The sequence below is a fragment of the Pseudomonas sp. S44 genome (genome assembly GCF_016624805.1).
GTDB classification, from domain to species: Bacteria; Pseudomonadota; Gammaproteobacteria; order Pseudomonadales; family Pseudomonadaceae; genus Aquipseudomonas; species Aquipseudomonas machongensis.
This window is the reverse complement of record NZ_JACVTY010000018.1, coordinates 75,316-93,123: the sequence shown is the minus strand read 5'-3', so window position 1 is coordinate 93,123 and position 17,808 is coordinate 75,316. Positions and strand designations below refer to the sequence as shown.

The 17,808-nt window shown below is 63.7% G+C and carries 18 protein-coding genes; 8 read left to right on the top strand and 10 right to left on the bottom strand.

What is annotated here, in order from left to right; genetic code table 11:
• Positions 1-11: 11 nt before the first annotated feature.
• From IAE40_RS15315 to coxB, 3 genes are read right to left on the bottom strand one after another with little or no spacing between them, the layout of a single operon-like run.
• On the bottom strand, positions 12-578 hold the full coding sequence (locus tag IAE40_RS15315) for a cytochrome c oxidase assembly protein (RefSeq protein ID WP_153774344.1): 567 nt from the start codon (positions 576-578) through the stop codon (positions 12-14).
• 12 nt (positions 579-590) lie between these two features.
• Positions 591-2,174, bottom strand: a complete 1,584-nt coding sequence (gene ctaD / locus IAE40_RS15310; protein WP_065864686.1) for a cytochrome c oxidase subunit I — start codon at positions 2,172-2,174, stop codon at positions 591-593.
• 43 nt (positions 2,175-2,217) lie between these two features.
• A complete protein-coding gene (gene coxB, locus IAE40_RS15305; protein ID WP_054893374.1) occupies positions 2,218-3,345 on the bottom strand; it encodes a cytochrome c oxidase subunit II in 1,128 nt (375 codons plus the stop codon).
• A gap of 382 nt (positions 3,346-3,727) precedes the next feature.
• Between coxB and IAE40_RS15300 the strand changes: the two genes are divergently transcribed.
• The 4 genes from IAE40_RS15300 (at position 3,728) to IAE40_RS15285 (ending at position 7,788) form a co-directional block, all read left to right on the top strand.
• A complete protein-coding gene (locus IAE40_RS15300; RefSeq protein WP_054893375.1) occupies positions 3,728-4,363 on the top strand; it encodes a hypothetical protein in 636 nt (211 codons plus the stop codon).
• A gap of 111 nt (positions 4,364-4,474) precedes the next feature.
• The gene (locus tag IAE40_RS15295) at positions 4,475-5,815 is read left to right on the top strand and encodes a CHASE2 domain-containing protein (protein ID WP_200603476.1); all 1,341 of its coding nucleotides are present in this window, start codon (positions 4,475-4,477) and stop codon (positions 5,813-5,815) included.
• 33 nt (positions 5,816-5,848) lie between these two features.
• A complete protein-coding gene (locus IAE40_RS15290; protein ID WP_054893377.1) occupies positions 5,849-6,214 on the top strand; it encodes a hypothetical protein in 366 nt (121 codons plus the stop codon).
• Positions 6,211-7,788 (top strand): M48 family metallopeptidase, encoded by a 1,578-nt coding sequence (locus tag IAE40_RS15285; RefSeq protein WP_153774347.1) that lies wholly within the window; start codon positions 6,211-6,213, stop codon positions 7,786-7,788. The genes IAE40_RS15290 and IAE40_RS15285 overlap by 4 nt, the downstream gene beginning before the upstream one ends.
• 19 nt (positions 7,789-7,807) lie before the next feature.
• On the opposite strand, the gene IAE40_RS15280 is transcribed toward IAE40_RS15285, so the two are convergent.
• From IAE40_RS15280 to prlC, 5 genes are all read right to left on the bottom strand, one after another.
• Positions 7,808-9,337: a SulP family inorganic anion transporter gene (locus IAE40_RS15280; RefSeq protein ID WP_200603475.1), complete on the bottom strand. Its 1,530-nt coding sequence runs from the start codon at positions 9,335-9,337 to the stop codon at positions 7,808-7,810.
• A gap of 187 nt (positions 9,338-9,524) precedes the next feature.
• Positions 9,525-10,244: a carbonic anhydrase gene (locus tag IAE40_RS15275; RefSeq protein WP_153774348.1), complete on the bottom strand. Its 720-nt coding sequence runs from the start codon at positions 10,242-10,244 to the stop codon at positions 9,525-9,527.
• A 337-nt stretch (positions 10,245-10,581) separates the two neighbouring features.
• Complete coding sequence (locus tag IAE40_RS15270) at positions 10,582-11,637, bottom strand: PA0069 family radical SAM protein (protein ID WP_200603474.1); 1,056 nt, start codon at positions 11,635-11,637, stop codon at positions 10,582-10,584.
• A gap of 79 nt (positions 11,638-11,716) precedes the next feature.
• Positions 11,717-11,995: a YheV family putative zinc ribbon protein gene (locus IAE40_RS15265; RefSeq protein WP_112897047.1), complete on the bottom strand. Its 279-nt coding sequence runs from the start codon at positions 11,993-11,995 to the stop codon at positions 11,717-11,719.
• Positions 11,992-14,079, bottom strand: coding sequence for an oligopeptidase A (gene prlC / locus IAE40_RS15260; protein WP_054893382.1), 2,088 nt, complete (start codon positions 14,077-14,079; stop codon positions 11,992-11,994). Before prlC ends, IAE40_RS15265 begins: the two co-directional genes overlap by 4 nt.
• Before the next feature lie 66 nt (positions 14,080-14,145).
• Here prlC and IAE40_RS15255 point away from each other — a divergent pair, with 66 nt between their 5' ends.
• Together IAE40_RS15255 and IAE40_RS15250 are read left to right on the top strand one after the other, a co-directional pair.
• Positions 14,146-14,694, top strand: a complete 549-nt coding sequence (locus IAE40_RS15255) for a gamma carbonic anhydrase family protein (protein ID WP_054893383.1) — start codon at positions 14,146-14,148, stop codon at positions 14,692-14,694.
• A gap of 103 nt (positions 14,695-14,797) precedes the next feature.
• Complete coding sequence (locus IAE40_RS15250) at positions 14,798-15,448, top strand: HAD family hydrolase (protein ID WP_197891792.1); 651 nt, start codon at positions 14,798-14,800, stop codon at positions 15,446-15,448.
• Positions 15,449-15,479: 31 nt separating this feature from the next.
• On the opposite strand, the gene IAE40_RS15245 is transcribed toward IAE40_RS15250, so the two are convergent.
• Entirely contained in the window at positions 15,480-16,571 is a 1,092-nt protein-coding gene (locus IAE40_RS15245) for an aminopeptidase (RefSeq protein ID WP_200603473.1), read from the bottom strand.
• Between the two features lie 66 nt (positions 16,572-16,637).
• On the opposite strand from IAE40_RS15245, the gene IAE40_RS15240 reads away from it, so the two are divergent.
• Both IAE40_RS15240 and IAE40_RS15235 read left to right on the top strand, forming a co-directional pair.
• Positions 16,638-17,051 (top strand): PA0061/PA0062 family lipoprotein, encoded by a 414-nt coding sequence (locus tag IAE40_RS15240; RefSeq protein ID WP_063541966.1) that lies wholly within the window; start codon positions 16,638-16,640, stop codon positions 17,049-17,051.
• 45 nt (positions 17,052-17,096) lie between these two features.
• Positions 17,097-17,510: a PA0061/PA0062 family lipoprotein gene (locus IAE40_RS15235; RefSeq protein WP_054893387.1), complete on the top strand. Its 414-nt coding sequence runs from the start codon at positions 17,097-17,099 to the stop codon at positions 17,508-17,510.
• Between the two features lie 37 nt (positions 17,511-17,547).
• Here IAE40_RS15235 and IAE40_RS15230 read toward each other — a convergent pair whose 3' ends face one another.
• Positions 17,548-17,781 carry a DUF1161 domain-containing protein gene (locus tag IAE40_RS15230; RefSeq protein WP_065864680.1) on the bottom strand — a complete coding sequence of 78 codons (234 nt, stop codon included), beginning with the start codon at positions 17,779-17,781 and terminating at the stop codon, positions 17,548-17,550.
• Positions 17,782-17,808 lie beyond the last annotated feature (27 nt).

The following is a 17,808-nucleotide window of genomic DNA, read 5'->3' as shown; positions in this document are numbered from 1 at the left end:
TTCTCCTTGCCTCAGCGGGCGTCCTGAACGTCCTGTACCGCGGCATGGGCGACCGGCGGGTGACGCGCAGTGATGTCGAACAAGGTGTAGGCCAGGGTCAGGTGCTTCACATTGCCCGGCAGGTCGCGGTCGACGATGAAGCGCACCGGCATCTCGATGCGCTCGCCGGGCTGCAGCACCTGCTGGGTGAAACAGAAGCACTCGGTCTTGTGGAAATACGCGGCCGCTTCGGCCGGGGTGATGCTAGGAACGGCCTGCGCACTCATCGGCCGGTCGGTCGGGTTGTGCGCAACGAACACCATCTGGTTCACCGCACCCGGATTCACTTCGAGCTGGTCAGCGGTGGAGTAGAAGTCCCAGACCATGTCGCTGGCGTTGGTCGACATGAACTGCACCCGCACCGTGCGCGAGGGGTCGCTGACCTGGCTGCCCTCGTACTGCCCGCCCGTCTTGCCGTTGATACCAAAGGCCTTGCACATCACGTCGTAGATCGGCACCAGGGCAAAGCCGAAGGCGAACATCACCACCGTGAGCATCAACAGGCGCAGCACCAGGCGTTTGAGCGACAGGCCGGTCATCGCGTCAGTCTCCTATTTCACTTCCGGCGGGGTCTGGAAGGTGTGGTAGGGCGCAGGCGAGGGCACCGACCACTCCAGCCCGTCGGCGCCATCCCAGGGCTTGGCCGGAGCCGGCTCGCCGCCGCGGATGCACTTGATGACGATGAACAGGAAGAAGATCTGCGTGGCGCCGAACATGAACGCACCGATGGAGGAGATCATGTTGAAGTCGGCGAACTGCAGGTTGTAGTCCGGAATCCGTCGCGGCATCCCGGCCAGCCCGACGAAATGCATGGGGAAGAAGGCCAGGTTCATGCCCACGAACGACAGCCAGAAATGCAGCTTGGCCAGGGTTTCGTCGTACATGTGCCCGGTCCATTTCGGCAGCCAGTAGTAGGCCGAGGCAAAGATGCCGAAGATCGCGCCCGGCACCAGCACGTAATGGAAGTGGGCGACCACGAAATAGGTGTCGTGGTACTGGAAGTCCGCCGGGGCGATGGCCAGCATCAAGCCCGAGAAGCCGCCGATGGTGAACAGGATGACGAAGGCGATGGCGAACAGCATCGGCGCCTCGAAGGTCATCGCGCCCTGCCACATGGTGCTGACCCAGTTGAACACCTTCACCCCAGTGGGCACGGCGATCAGCATGGTGGCGTACATGAAGAACAGCTCGCCCACCACCGGGATGCCGACCACGAACATGTGGTGAGCCCAGACGATGAACGACAGGAAGGCGATCGCACCGGTGGCATAGACCATCGAGGTGTAGCCGAACAGCGGCTTGCGCGAGAACGCCGGGATGATCGAGCTGACCGCGCCGAAGGCCGGCAGGATCATGATGTACACCTCGGGGTGGCCGAAGAACCAGAACACGTGCTGGAACAGCACCGGGTCGCCGCCACCCGCCGCGCTGAAGAAGCTGGTGCCGAAGTGGATGTCCATCAGCATCATCGTGACCACGCCGGCCAGCACCGGCATCACCGCGATCAGCAGGAAGGCGGTGATCAACCAGGTCCAGACGAACAGCGGCATCTTCATCAGCGTCATGCCCGGGGCGCGCAGGTTGAGGATGGTGGCGATGACGTTGATCGCGCCCATGATCGAACTGATACCCATCAGGTGGATGGCGAAGATGAAGAAGGTGACGCTGGCCGGCGCATAGGTGGTCGACAGCGGCGCATAGAAGGTCCAGCCGAAGTTCGGCCCGCCGCCGGGGCTGAACAGGGTCGAGACCAGCAGCAGGAAGGCCGCCGGCAGCAGCCAGAAGCTGAAGTTGTTCATACGTGGCAGGGCCATGTCCGGAGCGCCGATCATCAGCGGAATCATCCAGTTGGCCAGGCCGACGAACGCCGGCATCACCGCGCCGAACACCATGATCAGCCCGTGCATGGTGGTCATCTGGTTGAAGAACGCCGGCTCCACGATCTGCAGGCCCGGCTGGAACAGCTCGGCGCGGATCACCATGGCGAACGAGCCGCCAAGCAGGAACATGGCGAAGCTGAACCACAGGTACATCGTGCCGATGTCCTTGTGGTTGGTGGTCAGTACCCAGCGCATCAGGCCCTTGGCCGGACCATGCGCATGGTCATGGCCGTGGTCGTCGATCACTGCACTCATGTCCTGTCTCCTGCAATCCGCTGATTGCCACGGCTAACCCGGTTCATTGCGCGTCCGCCTGCTTGAGCGCCAGTACGTCCTTCGGCGTGACCATGTCGCCCTTGTTGTTGCCCCAGGCGTTGCGTTCGTAGGTGACCACCGCGGCGATATCGACCTCCGACAGTTGCTTGCCAAACGCCGCCATGGCGGTGCCGGGCTTGCCATGGAAGACGATGCCCAGGTGGGCTTCCTTGGGCCCGGTGGCGATCTTCGAGCCCTTGAGCGCCGGGAACATCGGCGGCAAGCCCTGGCCTTCGGCCTGGTGACAGGCCACGCAGGTGGTGTGGTAGACCTTGTCGCCACGCTCGACCAGCTCTTCGAGCGTCCACTCCTTGCTGGTCAGCTCCTTGAGCTTGGCTGCTTCGGCCTTGCGCTCGCCGAGCCAGGTGTCGTAGTCGGCCTTGGACTTCACCTCGACCACCACGGGCATGAAGCCGTGGTCCTTGCCGCACAGCTCGGTGCACTGGCCGCGGTAGATGCCCGGCTTCTCGATGCGCGTCCAGGCTTCGTTGACGAAACCGGGAATGGCATCACGCTTGACCGCAAAGGCCGGCACCCACCAGGAATGGATCACGTCGGCGGCGGTCACCAGGAAACGCACCTTGGCCCCGACCGGCAACACCAGCGGCTGATCGACCTCGAGCAGGTAATGCTCGTCCTTGGGCGCCTGGTTGCGGATCTGCTCGGAAGGGGTGGCGAGGTTGCTGAAGAATTCGACGTCCTGGCCCAGGTACTTGTAGTGCCATTTCCACTGGTAGCCGGTGACCTGAATATCGATGTCCGACTCGCTGGCGTCGTAGATGTCGATCAGGGTCTTGGTGGCCGGGATGGCCATGGCGACGAGGATGAGGAACGGGACGACCGTCCACATGATCTCGACCCAGGTGTGCTCGTGGAAATGCGCAGGCTGCTGGCCGGTGGAGCGGCGATGGATGACCATCGACCAGAACATCGCGCCGAACACCACGACGCCGATGACCACGCAGATCCAGAAGATGGTCATGTGCAGGTCGAACACGGCGTGGGAGACTTCCGTCGCCCCCGGAGACATGTTCACGGTCCAGGCCGCGTGTGCCTGGCCGAACACCGTCCACAACAGGAGGCCCATCCAGACATGTGGATGTCGCATCATTGCGGGTTCCCCTTATCGTTCTTGTAGTCCCGGAGGCGTGGACGACGTTTTCTACGACATAAGGGGGGGAACGGGGGTCAAGACTGCCTGGCTTCGACGACCGAGCCCCCTGCAAACGGCAGTCGGGCCTCATCAACGAATCACGTTCAAGCGGAGTATAGACAGCGGCCAATGGCACGCAACGCGTGATGTGAAAACAACTTCACGCACCTGCTGAAACTGCTGAAAGGATTATTCCAGAGCGTTCGGGGCACAATAGTGGCACATTGATATAACCCAGCGGAACAAGTGCCTTGTTGTTATAACAAATGCGTCTTAGCAATCTACGCAGCCGAGCTAACTTAGTGTCTTCCGTTTGTAACGCCTTGTCCCTGGAGTTGTCATGAACATCGCAGCTGTACGCGAGCAGATCGAACACGCCCATCAACATGAGAGCCGCACAGGCCAACTGAAGCAACGCCTCGAACAACAACTGCCTCACCTGCATCCTTCGATCCAACTGCCCCCGCAGGACGCCCAGGGTACCTTGACGCGCTTCGTCCGGGCCTACATCGACCAGGTTCCGGAATTGCTCGAAGCGGCTAACGCCGTCGCCCGCGAGGCCGGCATCGAGTCGCAGATCAAGCCGGTGCTGAAAATCGCCGAAGCCTATTTCCTGCAGCCCCCGGAGGTGATGCAGGGACACGTGGGCCTGGATTGCCTCCTCGATGAAGCCTATCTGGCCCATCGTCTGGTCGAGGAGGTCAACGACCTGTATATCCGCCACTTCCAGCAGCCGCTGATTCCGGTGGACACCACCGTGGCCAACCTCATCGCCCACCAGTTGATCGGCGAGGACTTCGCCAACCAGCTGGATGAAGTGGTGCATCACTCGGTCGAAGAAATGCTCGATGACGAAAGCTTTGCCGTGGAGTCGGTCGAAGCCTATCGCAACACCCTCAGCAGCCCCGAGACCGGCGCAGCCTGGAAGCGCTGGCCGTGCCTGTCACGCCAATTGAGCGTGGAGCTGGCGCTGTAACACGACGATTCGATCATTGACGGGGCGCAATGCGCCCCTCGATGGTTGCGGGCGCTTTCGGATCGATCGCCAATAGTGGCAAAATGCCTCAACCCCTTGTTTGAGGCATGGATGCTGAAGCTCTCCCTTTTTTCCCTGCGCCAGGCGCTGTTCGGCCTGTCAGTCGTACTGATCGCGTTGCTCGACCCCTTTGGTATCGCCAGCTCGACCGACGATGCCTCGTCGCGCTGGCTCAACCGCCTGTTGGCAGCTACCTACGCCGACAAGGGCCAGCAACAGGTCGTGGTGGTCTTGATCGACGATGACTACCTGCTGCGCAACGACACCTACTGGCCGCTGCCGTACAACGAGCAGAGCAAGCTGTTCAAACGCCTGCTGGCCTATGAGCCGGCGGCAGTGTTCGTCGACCTGCTCTACAGCCACGACCACTCGCGTGAAATCCCCGGGCAGCCCCCACGCATGGAAAGCCAGCTGCTGGCCAATGTGTTCGAACGCTATCGCCAGCAGGATATCCCGCTGTACCTGGCCGATACCGGCCTGCCGCGGGCAAGCGAAGGCGCGGTCAACACCCTGCCGCGCCTGGCCGAGGTCAGCACACCAGCGCTGGTGAGCTGGAGCGACTTCGGCAACCAGTACCCGCTCGCCGTGAAGACGCCCTTGGGCACGCTGGAAACTCCGGCCCTGCGGCTCTACCGCGACTATTGCCGCCACCAGGCATGCACAGACCTGCCCGCAGACCCCGCCAGGGCTGCCGAGCTTGCTCCGATGACCGTGCAATGGGGCGTGTACCGCTCGCCCGAGCAGGAAAAGGTCGCCGATGTCAGCACCTGCGATATTCCGGGATTGTTCGAGCAACTGAAGCAGGCGGTGTTCTGGAAGCTGGGCAAACAGGCACGGGCGACCTGCGCGTACACCCTGACGCTGTCGCCTACCGACCTTGAGGTCACCGACCCGGACGACCGCAAGCTGCTCGAATCACTGCTGCGCGGGAAGCTGGTCCTGGTCGGCGCGCAGATCGCTGGCACCGGCGACCTCACCCAATCTGCGCTGCACGGCAAGATTCCCGGCGTCTACTGGCATGCCATGGCCCTGGACAACCTGATCAACTGGGGCATGAACTACTACCGGGCCACGCCCAGCCTCGCCGACCTCGGCATTCCGGCAGGCTCCGTCGATGTACTGGATATCCTCGAACTGCTCCTGCTGGGCGGCATCACCCTGCTCAAGGGCAGCCTGGACGCCCCGCTGTTCACCCGCGCGCTGTTCATCCAACGGCGTCGCCCAAGGCTGCGGCCACTGGCTGCCTGGGCCTTGGTACTCGCCGCCATCGTGCTGCTCAGTTGCGGGCTTTGGCACTACAACTACACGCCGGCCAACGTGCTCGGCCTGTTGCTGTTGTCGCTCACGTTGTTCAGCGCAAGGATCCAGGCCCTGTTCGCCAACAGGGCCTGACACCCGGAATTTCTCTATCAAAGGACCCCAGAGATGATCAAGAGCTCCCTATTGCTGCTGTCGCTGCTGGTCAGCCAGAGCGTGATGGCCACCCCCGAGCCGGTAGTCGAAGCCTGGCTGCGCAAGTCGGTGGCAGTGCTGGACGACCAGGGCAAATCGCTGCGCCAGGTCGACAGCAGCAGCCTGCCAAAAGCGCCCAAGGTGCTGCAGTACAACAAGGAGCTGGACATCATCCAGGTAGGCCTGCCCGAGGGTAACGTCTGGATGGACACCATGGCGGTGCGGGTAAACCCGCCGTTGAACATCGTCAAGTTCCCCTGCCAGACCCTGCAAAGCGGCTATTCCGACGACCACCAGAACAACTCGACCATCGGCTACGGCGCCGGGTGCAAGAAATGAGTGCGGGCAAGCTCAAGGGCGTCGCTGCCGCCCTGTCGCTGGCAATGCTCGGCGGCTGCAACACGCTCAATGGGGCCAACGACGCCTTGCAGAACCTGGTCGGCCCCTCGACCCAGTCGCGGCTGGACGGGCGTTATGTCGATCATCAGGACGTGCGTTCGTATTATCGGCTCGACCCACAGAAAACCCAGCAACTGCGCTTGAGCTTCGACGGCCGGGCGATTCCCGCCGACGAGATCCGCCAGCAGAACCTGGTGCGCATCCCGGCCCTGGAGAGCTATCTGCAAGGTATCGTCAACCGCCTGGCCAAAGGCTGGCCGGGGCAGGCACCGAACCTGCAGGTACGCATCGTCGACAGCTACGCCTTCGGCCCCTCGGCCGACCCCTACGGCAACCTGTTCGTGCCGCTGGGCATGCTCGACAACGTCGAGAGCGAGGATGAAATCGCGGCCATGCTCGGCCACGAGATGAGCCACGTGCTGCTGCGCCATCATGATCGCCGGGCAGCGTTCCAGGAGCAGAAACAGTTGCTCACCAACATCACCACCACGGTGGTGATCGCAACCGTGGCAAAGAATACCGGACGCAACAAGCAGACCGGCGCGCTGTTCAGCAAGGACCCGGTGGGTACGCAGAAGGCCATCGGCAATACCGTGCTCTACACCTCGCTGGCCAACAGCTTCTCGGACAATGTCTGGAGCACCGCCTGGGGCCGCACCCAGGAAGACCAGGCTGACCTGCTCGGCGCCGACCTGATGATCCGCGCCGGCTACGCGCCGCGGGCTTCGAGCGTCAGCCTGCAACGCCTGGAAGACTTCCAGGGCAAGCAGAAGCCTTTGCTCGCAAGCTTCCTGCAAGAGCGCCAGACGGCGATGACCGACTCGCTGAAAAAGCTCGACCTCAACCGCACCACCCAGGAACTTCAGACCCTGCTCAACCAGGGCTTGGGCACGGCATTGAACGCCACCGGCCAGTACCTGACCCGCTCGCACATGTCGCCGATCCAGCGAGACGAAGAGCTGCGCCAGTATCTGGACCGCGAATACCAGCAACAGACCCAGGCGCGGGTAAACCGTCGCACCTGGCCGCAGGTGCGCGATTCGGCGACGGTGCAGCGTTCGCTGCAGGCTTACCGTGACGCCTACGCAGCCACCGCCGCACTGGAGCAGAAGAAGACCCGCGAAGCCGAGGCCTTCGTCAGCCGTGCGCTGGCGTCTCCTGTCGGTAACCAGCCAGGCATCCGGCGTGCGGCTTTCGCCGTGCATTCGGCGCAGGGCAACGGCCGCGCGGCCCTCGCCGACCTGCAGGGCATCCAGGACTGGTCGCTGGCAAGCCCGATGGTCTATGACTTGATCATCGGTCATCACCTGCGCAACCGCGATCCCCAGGCAGCGCTGGGGATGATCGACAAGGCCGAACAGAACCTGGGCTCAGAGGAGTTGTTCATCACCGAGAAGCTGCTGGCCAGTCGTCAACTCAAGGCCGATGACCAGGTAAAGCAGGTACTGCGCAAATGCGAGCAGTACCCCAGCCGTAAAGAAGGCTGTCGCAAGCTGGTGCCCAAGTCGGCCTGAGACTTGGGCACACGACGCCTCAGACCTGCGCGCTGCGTCGCAAGCGGCCCTCGATGCGCCGCTTGAGCCCGCGCTGCTCGATGGACAGACGTGAGCCGGCGGCGCGGCTCGCGCGCCCCCAGTCCTCGAGCAGCTCCAGCACCGAGTGGTCGATGTAGCTCAGGTTCGCCAGCGGTACATGCAGATGCGTCCCGGCAGGCACGCTTTCCAGCACCTGGGTCAGGGCAGGCACCTTGAGGAAGGTGGCCGCACCGCTCAGGCGCAGCTCCATGTGCCCATGGCGCGGCAGCTCGACCAGGTTGATCTTGAGGCGCGCCGCCTTGAACGCCAGCTTGAGCAAGGTCAGGGCAAAGCCCAGCAGCACCCCGGTCAGCAGGTCGGTGAAGATGATCGCCAGCGCCGTGGCGGCGTAGGTGAACATCGGCATCCGGCCATAGCGCCCGAGGCCGCGGAAGGCCTTGAAATCGACCAGCTTGATACCGGTGTACACCAGCACGCCCGCCAGGCTTGCCACCGGAATCTGCTGCAGCACGCTGCTCAGCACCACCACGAACGCCAGCAACCACAGGCCATGCAGGATCGCCGAGGCGCGAGTCTTTGCACCGGCCTGAACGTTGGCCGAACTGCGCACGATCACGCCAGTCATCGGCAATGCCCCCAGCACACCGCACAGCATGTTGCCGATACCTTGCGCCGACAGCTCCCGGTCGAAATCCGAACGCTGGCCGTTGTGCATGCGATCCACCGCCGCAGCCGACAGCAGCGTCTCGGCGCTGGCGATGAAGGCCAGGGCGAAGGCGGCCACCAGCAAGGTTGGATCGGCCAGTTTGAGCAGGTCGTCCGGACGGATCCAGTCGATCGCCTCCGACAGGTCTGCAGGCACCTGCACACGGTTGACCGGCAGCGCCAGCCAGATGCTGATCGCGGTCATCGTCGCCACGCCCAGCAAGGCACCGGGGATGAAGCGCAGGCGCTGCGGGCGCCAGCGTTCCCAGCCCCACATCATCGCGATGGTGCCCAGGCCCAAAGCGCCGGCCTGCCAGCCATTGCCGGCGGCTTCAAACGGTAATGCCGAGGCCAGGGTCGCGGGGAAGCCCAGCAGGTTCTCGACCCCCGAGGGCTGTGGCGCGCTATCGAACATGACATGCACCTGCGACAGCACGATCAGCACGCCGATACCGGCCAGCATGCCGTACACCACCGCCGGTGCAGTGACGCGAAACCAGCAGCCCAGGCGCAGCCGCCCGGCCAGCAGCTGCAACAGGCCTGCCAGCAGCAGGATCGGCCCGAGCATGGCCACGCCATGCTGGCGCACCAGCTCGAACACCAACACCGCCAGGCCTGCGGCCGGGCCGCTCACCTGCAGGGGCGAGCCGGCCAGGAAGCCCACGACGATGCCACCGATGATCCCGGTGATCAGCCCCTTGGCGGGCGGCATGCCCGAGGCGATCGCGATGCCCATGCACAGCGGCAGGGCCACCAGGAACACCACGACCGAAGCCAGCAACTCTCGCGGCAAGGCCGCTTTTATCTGTGTCATGTTCACCATAACGCTCCTTTTCTGATTCACGGCCATTCCACTGGCCGACGGCACGGGGATCCCTGAATCGCGCGCAGGCGCGGGCCGCCAGCAGGATTGCCGGCAAGTAGGTCAGGGAAATTCAAGGCAGCAGAAAGCCCTGCCGCGCCTGGTGGGCGCAGCCGGCTATCAAGGTTTCTTCAGGTGTTGGGGTCGCTTAGTAGCGGCCTCTCGGAGTTGCGCACGGCACTGGCTCGCCAGCAGCCAGGGGCAGGAAGCTGTCGCTCGCGGCGTCGTAGGCTTCGATGCGGCTGGTTTCGATATCGTAGATCCAGCCGTGAATGTAGAGCTGTCCGGCCGCCAGGCGCGAGGCGACCGAAGGGTGGGTACGCAGGTGATGCAACTGAGCGATGACGTTTTCCTTGGTCAGCACCTGCATGCTCTCGTGTTCCGTTTCGCACGAGCAGTTGCTCTCGACCACGGTACGCGCCACTTCGGCGTGGCGCAGCCAGGCGGAAACGGTCGGCATCCTGGTCAGCGACTGCGGGTTGAGCACCGCGCGCATCGCACCGCAGTCGGAGTGGCCGCAGACGATGATGTGGTGAACGCCCAAGGCCAACACGGCGTATTCGATGGCGCTGGAAACACCGCCGTTCATCTGCCCGTAGGGCGGTACCACGTTGCCGACGTTACGGGTCACGAACAGATCGCCCGGCGAGCTCTGGGTGATCAGTTCAGGCACGATGCGCGAGTCAGCGCAGGTGATGAACATCGCGCGCGGCTTCTGCGCGGTGGCGAGCTTCTTGAACAACTCCTGCTGCTCGGGGAAAACGTCATGGTGAAACTTCAGGAAGCCGTCGACGATGTGCTTCAGGGCGGCATCGGCGCTCTCGGCGGGAGCGGCCGGAACGGGCTTGGATGGGTCCTTGACGGGCATGATTCATCCTCTTGACGGTTTGTAGGTAAGTTCCATTTTACCGGGGAAAGATTCTGGCTATGCGGAGAATTAGATGACGCGCACAGGTAATAAATCACAGTCGCTGTGGACTGACTTCCTACGCTAGCGGAGAAAACTTAACTGAAACTGAATTCGGAGGCTCTAGAACGGGCGTTCCAGGTTTTCGAGGGGAGGCTTTGATAATAGCAAAAAAGCATCAGCCGCCAATACCCTCCAATGAAATTATTGGTAGGTATTAGTCAGGTTACAGGGTAGTGAAACTGTACGGTGGTGGCCTCTTCGTGGGTGAACCCGCTCCTGCAAGACCTTCAGCGTCTCAAAACAACGCCATCTGCTCCCCAGGTGGGCAGAACGCCGTGCAATCCAGAGCCAACCCCTCCCGCCCTTCAAACCCCAACTGCCGTGACGCCTTGCGAAAACGCTGCGCCAGCAGCTCGGCAAAGACTCCTTCACCCCGCATCCGCGCGCCAAAGCGGCTGTCATACAGCTCACCACCCCGGCTCTGACGAATCAGGCTGAGCACGTGGGCCGCACGCTGCGGATAATGGTCCTGCAACCACTGTTCGAACAACGGCGCCACCTCCAGCGGCAGGCGCAGCATCATGTAGGCGGCGCTCTGCGCGCCAGCTTCCCTGGCGGCCTGAAGCAGGTGCTCCAGTTCGCTGTCGTTGATCATCGGGATCATCGGCGAACACAGCACCCCCACCGGCACACCCGCCTCGCGCAACACGCGGATCGCCCGCAGGCGCGCCTTGGGTGCCGCCGCGCGGGGCTCGAGGGTGCGTTTGAGTTCGTCGTCGAGGGTGGTCAGGCTGATCATCACCCGCGCCAGGCGCTGGCTGGCCAGTTCGCTCAAGAGGTCCAGGTCTCGTAGCACCAGCGAGCCCTTGGTGACAATGGTCACCGGATGGCGGTAGCGCAGCAGCACCTCGAGCAGGCGACGGGTCAACTGATGCTCGCGCTCTATGGGCTGGTAGGGGTCGGTGTTGGCGCCGAGGTTGATCGGGGCGCAGACATAGCCCGGCTTGCTCAACTGCTGTTCGAGCACCTCGGCGGCATTGGTCTTGGCGATGAGCTTGGTCTCGAAGTCGAGGCCGGGGGAGAGGTCCCAATAGGCGTGGCTGGGCCGGGCGTAGCAATAGATACAGCCGTGTTCACAACCGCGGTAAGGATTGATCGAACGGTCGAAGGGCAGGTCGGGCGAGGTATTGCGGGCGATGATGGTCTTGGCGGTTTCGATCCGCACCTCGGTGCCCTGGGTGAGGGGGACTTCCTGGTGCCAGCCGTCGTCCTCGACCACCGAATGGCTGGGGGCGAAGCGGTTGTGCGGGTTGGTGGCAGTACCGCGACCGCGGACTGGGGTTGGTTTCATGGTGGAAAACCCGAATTGCTGTATATGCATACAGTAATCCGGGTTTGCACAGAAGACCAGTGCCGTCAGGCGGACGGGGTCAATCCGGCTTCTTGAGCTTCGGATTCGGGAAGAACTGAACCGTCTGCACCTTTACCGGCTCGGCCTTGACCGCTTGCTGGTTTACCCGGGTACCGAGCTCCTTGGGCACCGACAAGCCCTGCTCGTTGAGGGTGTCGGTGAAGCCGCAGGCCACACACTCGCGGTGTGGCACGCCGTCTTCGTTCCACATCATCAGCTTGTCGGGCTCGCTGCACGCCGGGCATACCGCCCCGGCGATAAAGCGTTTCTTGGTCTTGATCACGCCGCCCTCACTCATGCCGCCGCATCCTCGGTCAGGCCACTATGACGCAGCAGCGCATCGATGGAAGGCTCACGACCACGGAAATCGACGAACAGCACCATTGGCTCGCGCGAACCGCCCCTAGCCAGGATCGCCTCGCGGAACGCCCGGCCAGTCTCGGCATTGAGCACGCCTTCTTCCTCGAAGCGCGAGAAGGCGTCGGCCGACAGCACTTCGGCCCACTTGTAGCTGTAGTAGCCCGCCGCATAACCGCCGGCGAAGATGTGCGCAAAGCTGTTGGGGAAGCGGTTGTAGGCCGGCGGACGCATCACCGTGACCTCATCGCGCACGCCCTCGAGCACCTGCAGCACACTGCGGCCGTCGCCATGGGTGGCGTGCAGCTCGAAGTCGAACAGCGAGAACTCCAGCTGGCGCACCATCATCATCCCGGACTGGAAGTTCTTCGCCGCCAGCATCTTGTCCAGCAGGTCCTGGGGCAGCGGCTCGCCGGTCTCGTAGTGACCGGAGATCAGTGCAAGACCTTCAGGCTCCCAGCACCAGTTCTCCATGAACTGGCTCGGCAGCTCGACCGCGTCCCAGGCCACACCGTTGATGCCCGACACGCCGGCATGCTCAATGCGGGTGAGCAGGTGGTGCAGGCCGTGGCCGAACTCGTGGAACAGCGTGGTGACTTCGTCGTGGGTGAGCAGCGCCGGCTTGCCCGGTGCAGCCGGGGTGAAGTTGCACACCAGGTTGGCCACCGGGCTCTGCAAGGCGCCTGCCGCGGTGCGGCGACGGTCGCGGGCACCGTCCATCCAGGCGCCGCCGCGCTTGTTGGCTCGGGCGTAAAGGTCGAAGAAGAAGCGCCCGACGTGCTGGCCGTTCTCCTTGATCTCGAACAGGCGCACGTCCGGGTGCCAGGCGTCGAAGCCCTTGAGTTCGGCGATTTCGATGCCGTACAGGCGCTGGACGATGCTGAACAGGCCGCTCAGCACCTTGTCGATCGGGAAGTAGGCACGCAGGGTTTCCTGCGACACGCTGTAGCGCTGCTCACGCAGCTTCTCGCCGTAATAGCCGGCGTCCCAACTGGCCAGCTCCGGGGTGCCCTGCTCGGCGGCGTAGGCCTTGAGCTGCTCCAGGTCCTGGGCCGCGAACGGCTTGGAGCGCTTGGCCAGGTCACGCAGGAAGCTCAGCACCTGGTCGCTGGATTCGGCCATCTTGGTGGCCAGGCTCAGCTCGGCGTAGTTGGCGTAGCCCAGCAGCGCGGCCAGTTCCTGACGCAGGTCGAGGATCTCGGCCATCACCGGGCCGTTGTCGAACTGCCCGGCGTTCGGGCCCTGGTCGGACGCGCGGGTGCAGTAGGCGGCGTACAGTTCTTCGCGCAGGGCGCGGTCGCTGGCGTAGGTCATCACCGCGTAGTAGCTGGGGAATTCCAGCGTGATCAGCCAGCCGTCGAGGCCTTTGGCCTGGGCAGCGGCGGCCATCTGCGCCTTGGCCGATTCGGTCAGGCCGTCCAGCGCGGCTTCGTCGGTGACGTGCTTGGTCCAGGCCTGGGTGGCGTCGAGCAACTGGTTGGAGAAGCGGCTGCCCAGTTCGCTGAGCTTGCTCTGCACTTCGGCGTAGCGCTGCTGCTTGTCGGCCGGCAGGTCGATGCCCGACAGACGGAAGTCACGCAGGGCGTGCTCGAGAATAGTCTTCTGCGCCACGTCGAAACTGGCGGCCTCGGCGCTGTTGGCCAGCGCCTGGTAGGCATCGAACAGGGCGCGGTTCTGCCCCATCTCGGTGGAATAGGCGCTCAGCGCCGGCAGGCACGACTCGTAGGCCTCGCGCAGTTCCTTGCTGTTGCACACCGCATTGAGGTGGCTGACCGGGCTCCAGGCCGCGCCCAGGCGGTCGTTGAGTTCGTCCATCGCCAGCACCAGGCCGGCCCAGGAGGGATTCTTGCCCTGCTGCGCGAGGATATCGGCGATGGCCTTGCGGTTGTCGGCCAGGATCTGCTCGATCGCCGGCAGCACGTGTTCGGCGCGGATTGCGGAGAAGGGTGGCAGGTCGTGGGACTGCAGAAGCGGGTTGTTCGCACTCACGGTTTGGATACCTTGGCAGGAGAAACACGGGACCATCTTAATTACAATCGACGCCGACCGCAGCAGGCAGCCTGCCTATCGGCATTGCAGAGGGACACTATCATGGCCATCCGGACCTTCCGGGAACACACGCCGAAAGTCGGCCCACGCGCCTTCGTCGACCGTTCGGCGGTGGTGATCGGCGACGTGCAGATCGGTGAAGACAGCTCGGTCTGGCCGCTGACCGTGGTGCGCGGCGACATGCACCGCATCCGCATCGGCGCGCGCACCAGCGTGCAGGATGGCAGCGTGCTGCACATCACCCACGCCGGCCCCTTCAACCCGGACGGCTTCCCGCTGATCATCGGCGACGAAGTGACCATCGGTCACAAGGTGATGCTGCACGGCTGCACACTGGGCAACCGGATCCTGGTCGGCATGGGCAGCACCATCATGGATGGCGCCATCGTCGAGGACGAGGTGATCATCGGCGCAGGCAGCCTGGTACCGCCCGGCAAGCGCCTGGAGAGCGGCTACCTGTATGTCGGCAGCCCGGTAAGGCAGGCCCGGCCGCTGAACGAAAAGGAACGCGCGTTCTTCCCCTACAGCGCCAGCAACTACGTGAAGCTCAAGGACCAGCACCTGGCCGAAGGCTACGATCAACCGGAATGACGCATTCGCGGGCAAGCCCGCTTCCCCAGGCTCTTTGATTATCCTGTGGGAGCGGGGCTTGCCCGCGAAGCAGTCGACGCAAGACTTGAGTGGAACCGCATACATGCACCAGCAAAACATTCTCTTCGACCTTGACGGCACCCTTACCGACCCACGCCTGGGCATCACCCGCTCGATCCAGTACGCCCTGGCCAAGCTGGGTATCGACGAGCCCGACCTGACCCGCCTCGAGCACTTCATCGGCCCACCCTTGCTGCAGGCCTTCATGCAGTTCTACGGCTTCGACGAGGCCAAGGCCTGGGAGGCGGTCAACTTCTACCGCGAGCGCTTCCGGGTCACCGGCCTGTACGAGAACCTGGTATTCGACGGTGTGCCGGAACTGCTGCAAGCGCTCAATGGCCAGGGCCGCACCCTGTACGTCGCAACCTCCAAGCCTTGGGAGTTCGCCCGCGAGATCGCCCGCCATTTCGCCTTCGACCGGCATTTCAAGGTGATCTACGGCAGTGAGCTGGATGGCACCCGCACCAACAAGGTCGAGCTGATCCGCCACCTGCTGGACGAAGAATGCCTGGACCCGGCGCAGACCCTGATGATCGGCGACCGCAAGCACGACCTGATCGGCGCCCGCAGCAATGGCCTGCAGGCTGTAGCGGTGGGCTACGGGTTCGGCAGCCGCGAAGAGCTGGTGGCCGAGGCGCCGGAGTTTCATTTCGACACAGTGGCAGATTTGCACCGGGCGTTCATCAAGGCTTGATGGCCACGGGGCCGCGCGCGGCCCCGGCATATCACGGCTGTGCCATCAACCGCTGCAAGGCCGCTTTTCGCTGATCGATCGGCTGCTGCCCCAAGTGCTCGACCCGCTGATAGAACATCGTCCAGTCCCCGCCTGCCTCCCGAAACAACGCCGCAAACGCCGGCACCCACTGGTCATACAGGCCGAACGGCAGCAGCTTGGCGTTGCTCATCGGCCCATACACCCAGGCGTCATAACGGCGATCACCGGCCCAGTCCCGATCGCGCAGCTCGCAGTATTCACGTCGCAATCGCGCGAACTCGGCCTGCTTGGCCACCCGCTTGTCGGCATCAGCAAGCGTCCCGGCATAGATCGCCTGCAGGCGCTCGCGACTCGCCAGCACCAGGCGGATGAACTGTTCACGCTGCCGCGCCCCATCCTCGTGAGCCGCCGCAAGCCCGCGCGCCATGCGCCATTGCCGCGTGCCCTCCTGTTCGACGAAGGTGGCGAAGGACTCGTTGAATTCGGTGTCGTCCTTCACGTAGAAGCGCTGGTGCGCCAGCTCGTGAAAGATCAGCGTGGCCAGGCGCTCCTCGCCCCAGCCCACCATCGACGAGAGGATCGGATCGTCGAACCAGCCCAGGGTCGAGTAAGCCTCGACACCCCCGACGTACACATCCAGCCCCTCCTCGCGCATCAGCGCTGCCGCGCCGCGCGCCGCACCCTGGCGGTAGTAGCCGCGGTAGGCGACGCAACCGGCGATGGGGAAGCAGTGAGTGACCGGCTGCAGCGACAACTCCGGCGTGGCGAACACATTCCACACCACATAAGGCCGGCCAAGATCGGCGTACACCCGGTAGCTACGGTTGTCCGGCAGCTTCAGGTGCTCGCTGGCGAAGGTGCGGGCCTGTTCGGCATGCAGCAGGCGCTGGCGCAGCCGTTCGTCAGTCGCAGGATCGGCCAGCATGCGCTCCACCGGCTGGCGTGCACGCAGCAGTTGCCATTGCCCTTCGGCCAGTTGGCCGTAGTAGCCGAGGCTGCCGCAACCGCTCAGCAGGAGCGCGGCCAGCAGCGGAACAAAAGGGCTGAAAACGCGGTCGAGAGCCCGGTGGCCTGAGCGCTGTAGCAGAAAAAGTCGAAACATCAGGGCTGTTCATCCCGCTCAAGGCCTGTGCGTTCCAAGACTATCTCGCCAGGGGACCCTTTCGCCATGCGTACACTGTTTGCCGTCGGCACCTTCGGGCTGCTGAGCGCCTGCTCCACCTTGCCCGACCCCGATCCCAACCAGGCCTGGATCGACCTCGCCCGCGACGACGACACCTCGCTGCACGCCGTGCAGGTGGACGAGCGCGACTGGGCCGACAACCGCTATTTCGAAGTGCCGCCAGGTAGCCATGAACTGACGGTGCGTTACCAGTTTCCAGTCTCCCCGAGCAATATCGGCCCGGTCGACGAGCCACTGTGGCGCGACTGCCAACTGAACCTGACCTTCAAGGACTTCAGCGCCGGCCAGCGCTACAGCCTGCAAGCCGGCAGCATTGGCTTGCGCCCTTGGGTGAAACTCTATGACGGACAGCAGAAACTGATCGGCCAAGGCCTGCCAGCGGGCTGTCAGCGCACCTGATCAGCGCTATGCTTGTAACCTGTGACCCGCAAGCGGAGTGTCCTCATGCGCCAGCCCATGATGCTGATCGCCCTCAGTGCACTGGGGGCTTGCGCCAGCCCCTTGCCACCCAAAGACCCGGCCCAGGCCTGGGTTGATCTCTACACCGTCACCCCCGGCCGCACCATCATGGCCGACAAGCTCGATGGCAAACGCCTCGACGACGGCCGCTACTTCCAAATCACGCCGGGCCGCCACGAACTGGTGGTGCGCTTCGACTACGAGCTGACTGCCGGGCTTTTCACCACCAGCCCGACCGAGCGCACCTGCTACCTGACCGTGCGCTTCGACAACTTCAAGGCCGGCGAACGCTATCGCCTCGAAGCCCGGGCCCCGGCGATGCAGCCGCAGGTATACCTGTACGACGCCAATCGCCAGGTGCTGGTAGACGAGCCAAGCAACATCTTCTGCATTCCATGAACAACGGGGTCGCACTGCGACCCCGCTGCAACGACCGCTATTGGTCGTTCTTCTGGTAGATGATCTTCTTGGTCCCGCCATCGCAGCTGCCAACGACCATGTTCTGATCACTGACTTCGCTGTTCGGTACGATTTCCAGGGTGTAGGAAGGCACCCCAGCCGCCTGGATCTTCGCCTCGATCTCGGTCTTGAGCTCCTCGCACGGCTTGACTGCCGCCAGCGCGGAGGTGGTCAGCAACGAAGCCAGCACGGCGAATGCTACGCGGATCATGGAACAGCTCCTCAAAGGGCAGGCAAG

Coding starts and splice junctions, on each gene's coding strand:
- IAE40_RS15315 (WP_153774344.1), bottom strand. CDS start 578: ATGACCGGCCTGTCGCTCAAACGCCTGGTGCTGCGCCTGTTGATGCTC.
- ctaD (WP_065864686.1), bottom strand. CDS start 2,174: ATGAGTGCAGTGATCGACGACCACGGCCATGACCATGCGCATGGTCCG.
- coxB (WP_054893374.1), bottom strand. CDS start 3,345: ATGATGCGACATCCACATGTCTGGATGGGCCTCCTGTTGTGGACGGTG.
- IAE40_RS15300 (WP_054893375.1), top strand. CDS start 3,728: ATGAACATCGCAGCTGTACGCGAGCAGATCGAACACGCCCATCAACAT.
- IAE40_RS15295 (WP_200603476.1), top strand. CDS start 4,475: ATGCTGAAGCTCTCCCTTTTTTCCCTGCGCCAGGCGCTGTTCGGCCTG.
- IAE40_RS15290 (WP_054893377.1), top strand. CDS start 5,849: ATGATCAAGAGCTCCCTATTGCTGCTGTCGCTGCTGGTCAGCCAGAGC.
- IAE40_RS15285 (WP_153774347.1), top strand. CDS start 6,211: ATGAGTGCGGGCAAGCTCAAGGGCGTCGCTGCCGCCCTGTCGCTGGCA.
- IAE40_RS15280 (WP_200603475.1), bottom strand. CDS start 9,337: ATGGTGAACATGACACAGATAAAAGCGGCCTTGCCGCGAGAGTTGCTG.
- IAE40_RS15275 (WP_153774348.1), bottom strand. CDS start 10,244: ATGCCCGTCAAGGACCCATCCAAGCCCGTTCCGGCCGCTCCCGCCGAG.
- IAE40_RS15270 (WP_200603474.1), bottom strand. CDS start 11,637: ATGAAACCAACCCCAGTCCGCGGTCGCGGTACTGCCACCAACCCGCAC.
- IAE40_RS15265 (WP_112897047.1), bottom strand. CDS start 11,995: ATGAGTGAGGGCGGCGTGATCAAGACCAAGAAACGCTTTATCGCCGGG.
- prlC (WP_054893382.1), bottom strand. CDS start 14,079: ATGGTCCCGTGTTTCTCCTGCCAAGGTATCCAAACCGTGAGTGCGAAC.
- IAE40_RS15255 (WP_054893383.1), top strand. CDS start 14,146: ATGGCCATCCGGACCTTCCGGGAACACACGCCGAAAGTCGGCCCACGC.
- IAE40_RS15250 (WP_197891792.1), top strand. CDS start 14,798: ATGCACCAGCAAAACATTCTCTTCGACCTTGACGGCACCCTTACCGAC.
- IAE40_RS15245 (WP_200603473.1), bottom strand. CDS start 16,571: ATGTTTCGACTTTTTCTGCTACAGCGCTCAGGCCACCGGGCTCTCGAC.
- IAE40_RS15240 (WP_063541966.1), top strand. CDS start 16,638: ATGCGTACACTGTTTGCCGTCGGCACCTTCGGGCTGCTGAGCGCCTGC.
- IAE40_RS15235 (WP_054893387.1), top strand. CDS start 17,097: ATGCGCCAGCCCATGATGCTGATCGCCCTCAGTGCACTGGGGGCTTGC.
- IAE40_RS15230 (WP_065864680.1), bottom strand. CDS start 17,781: ATGATCCGCGTAGCATTCGCCGTGCTGGCTTCGTTGCTGACCACCTCC.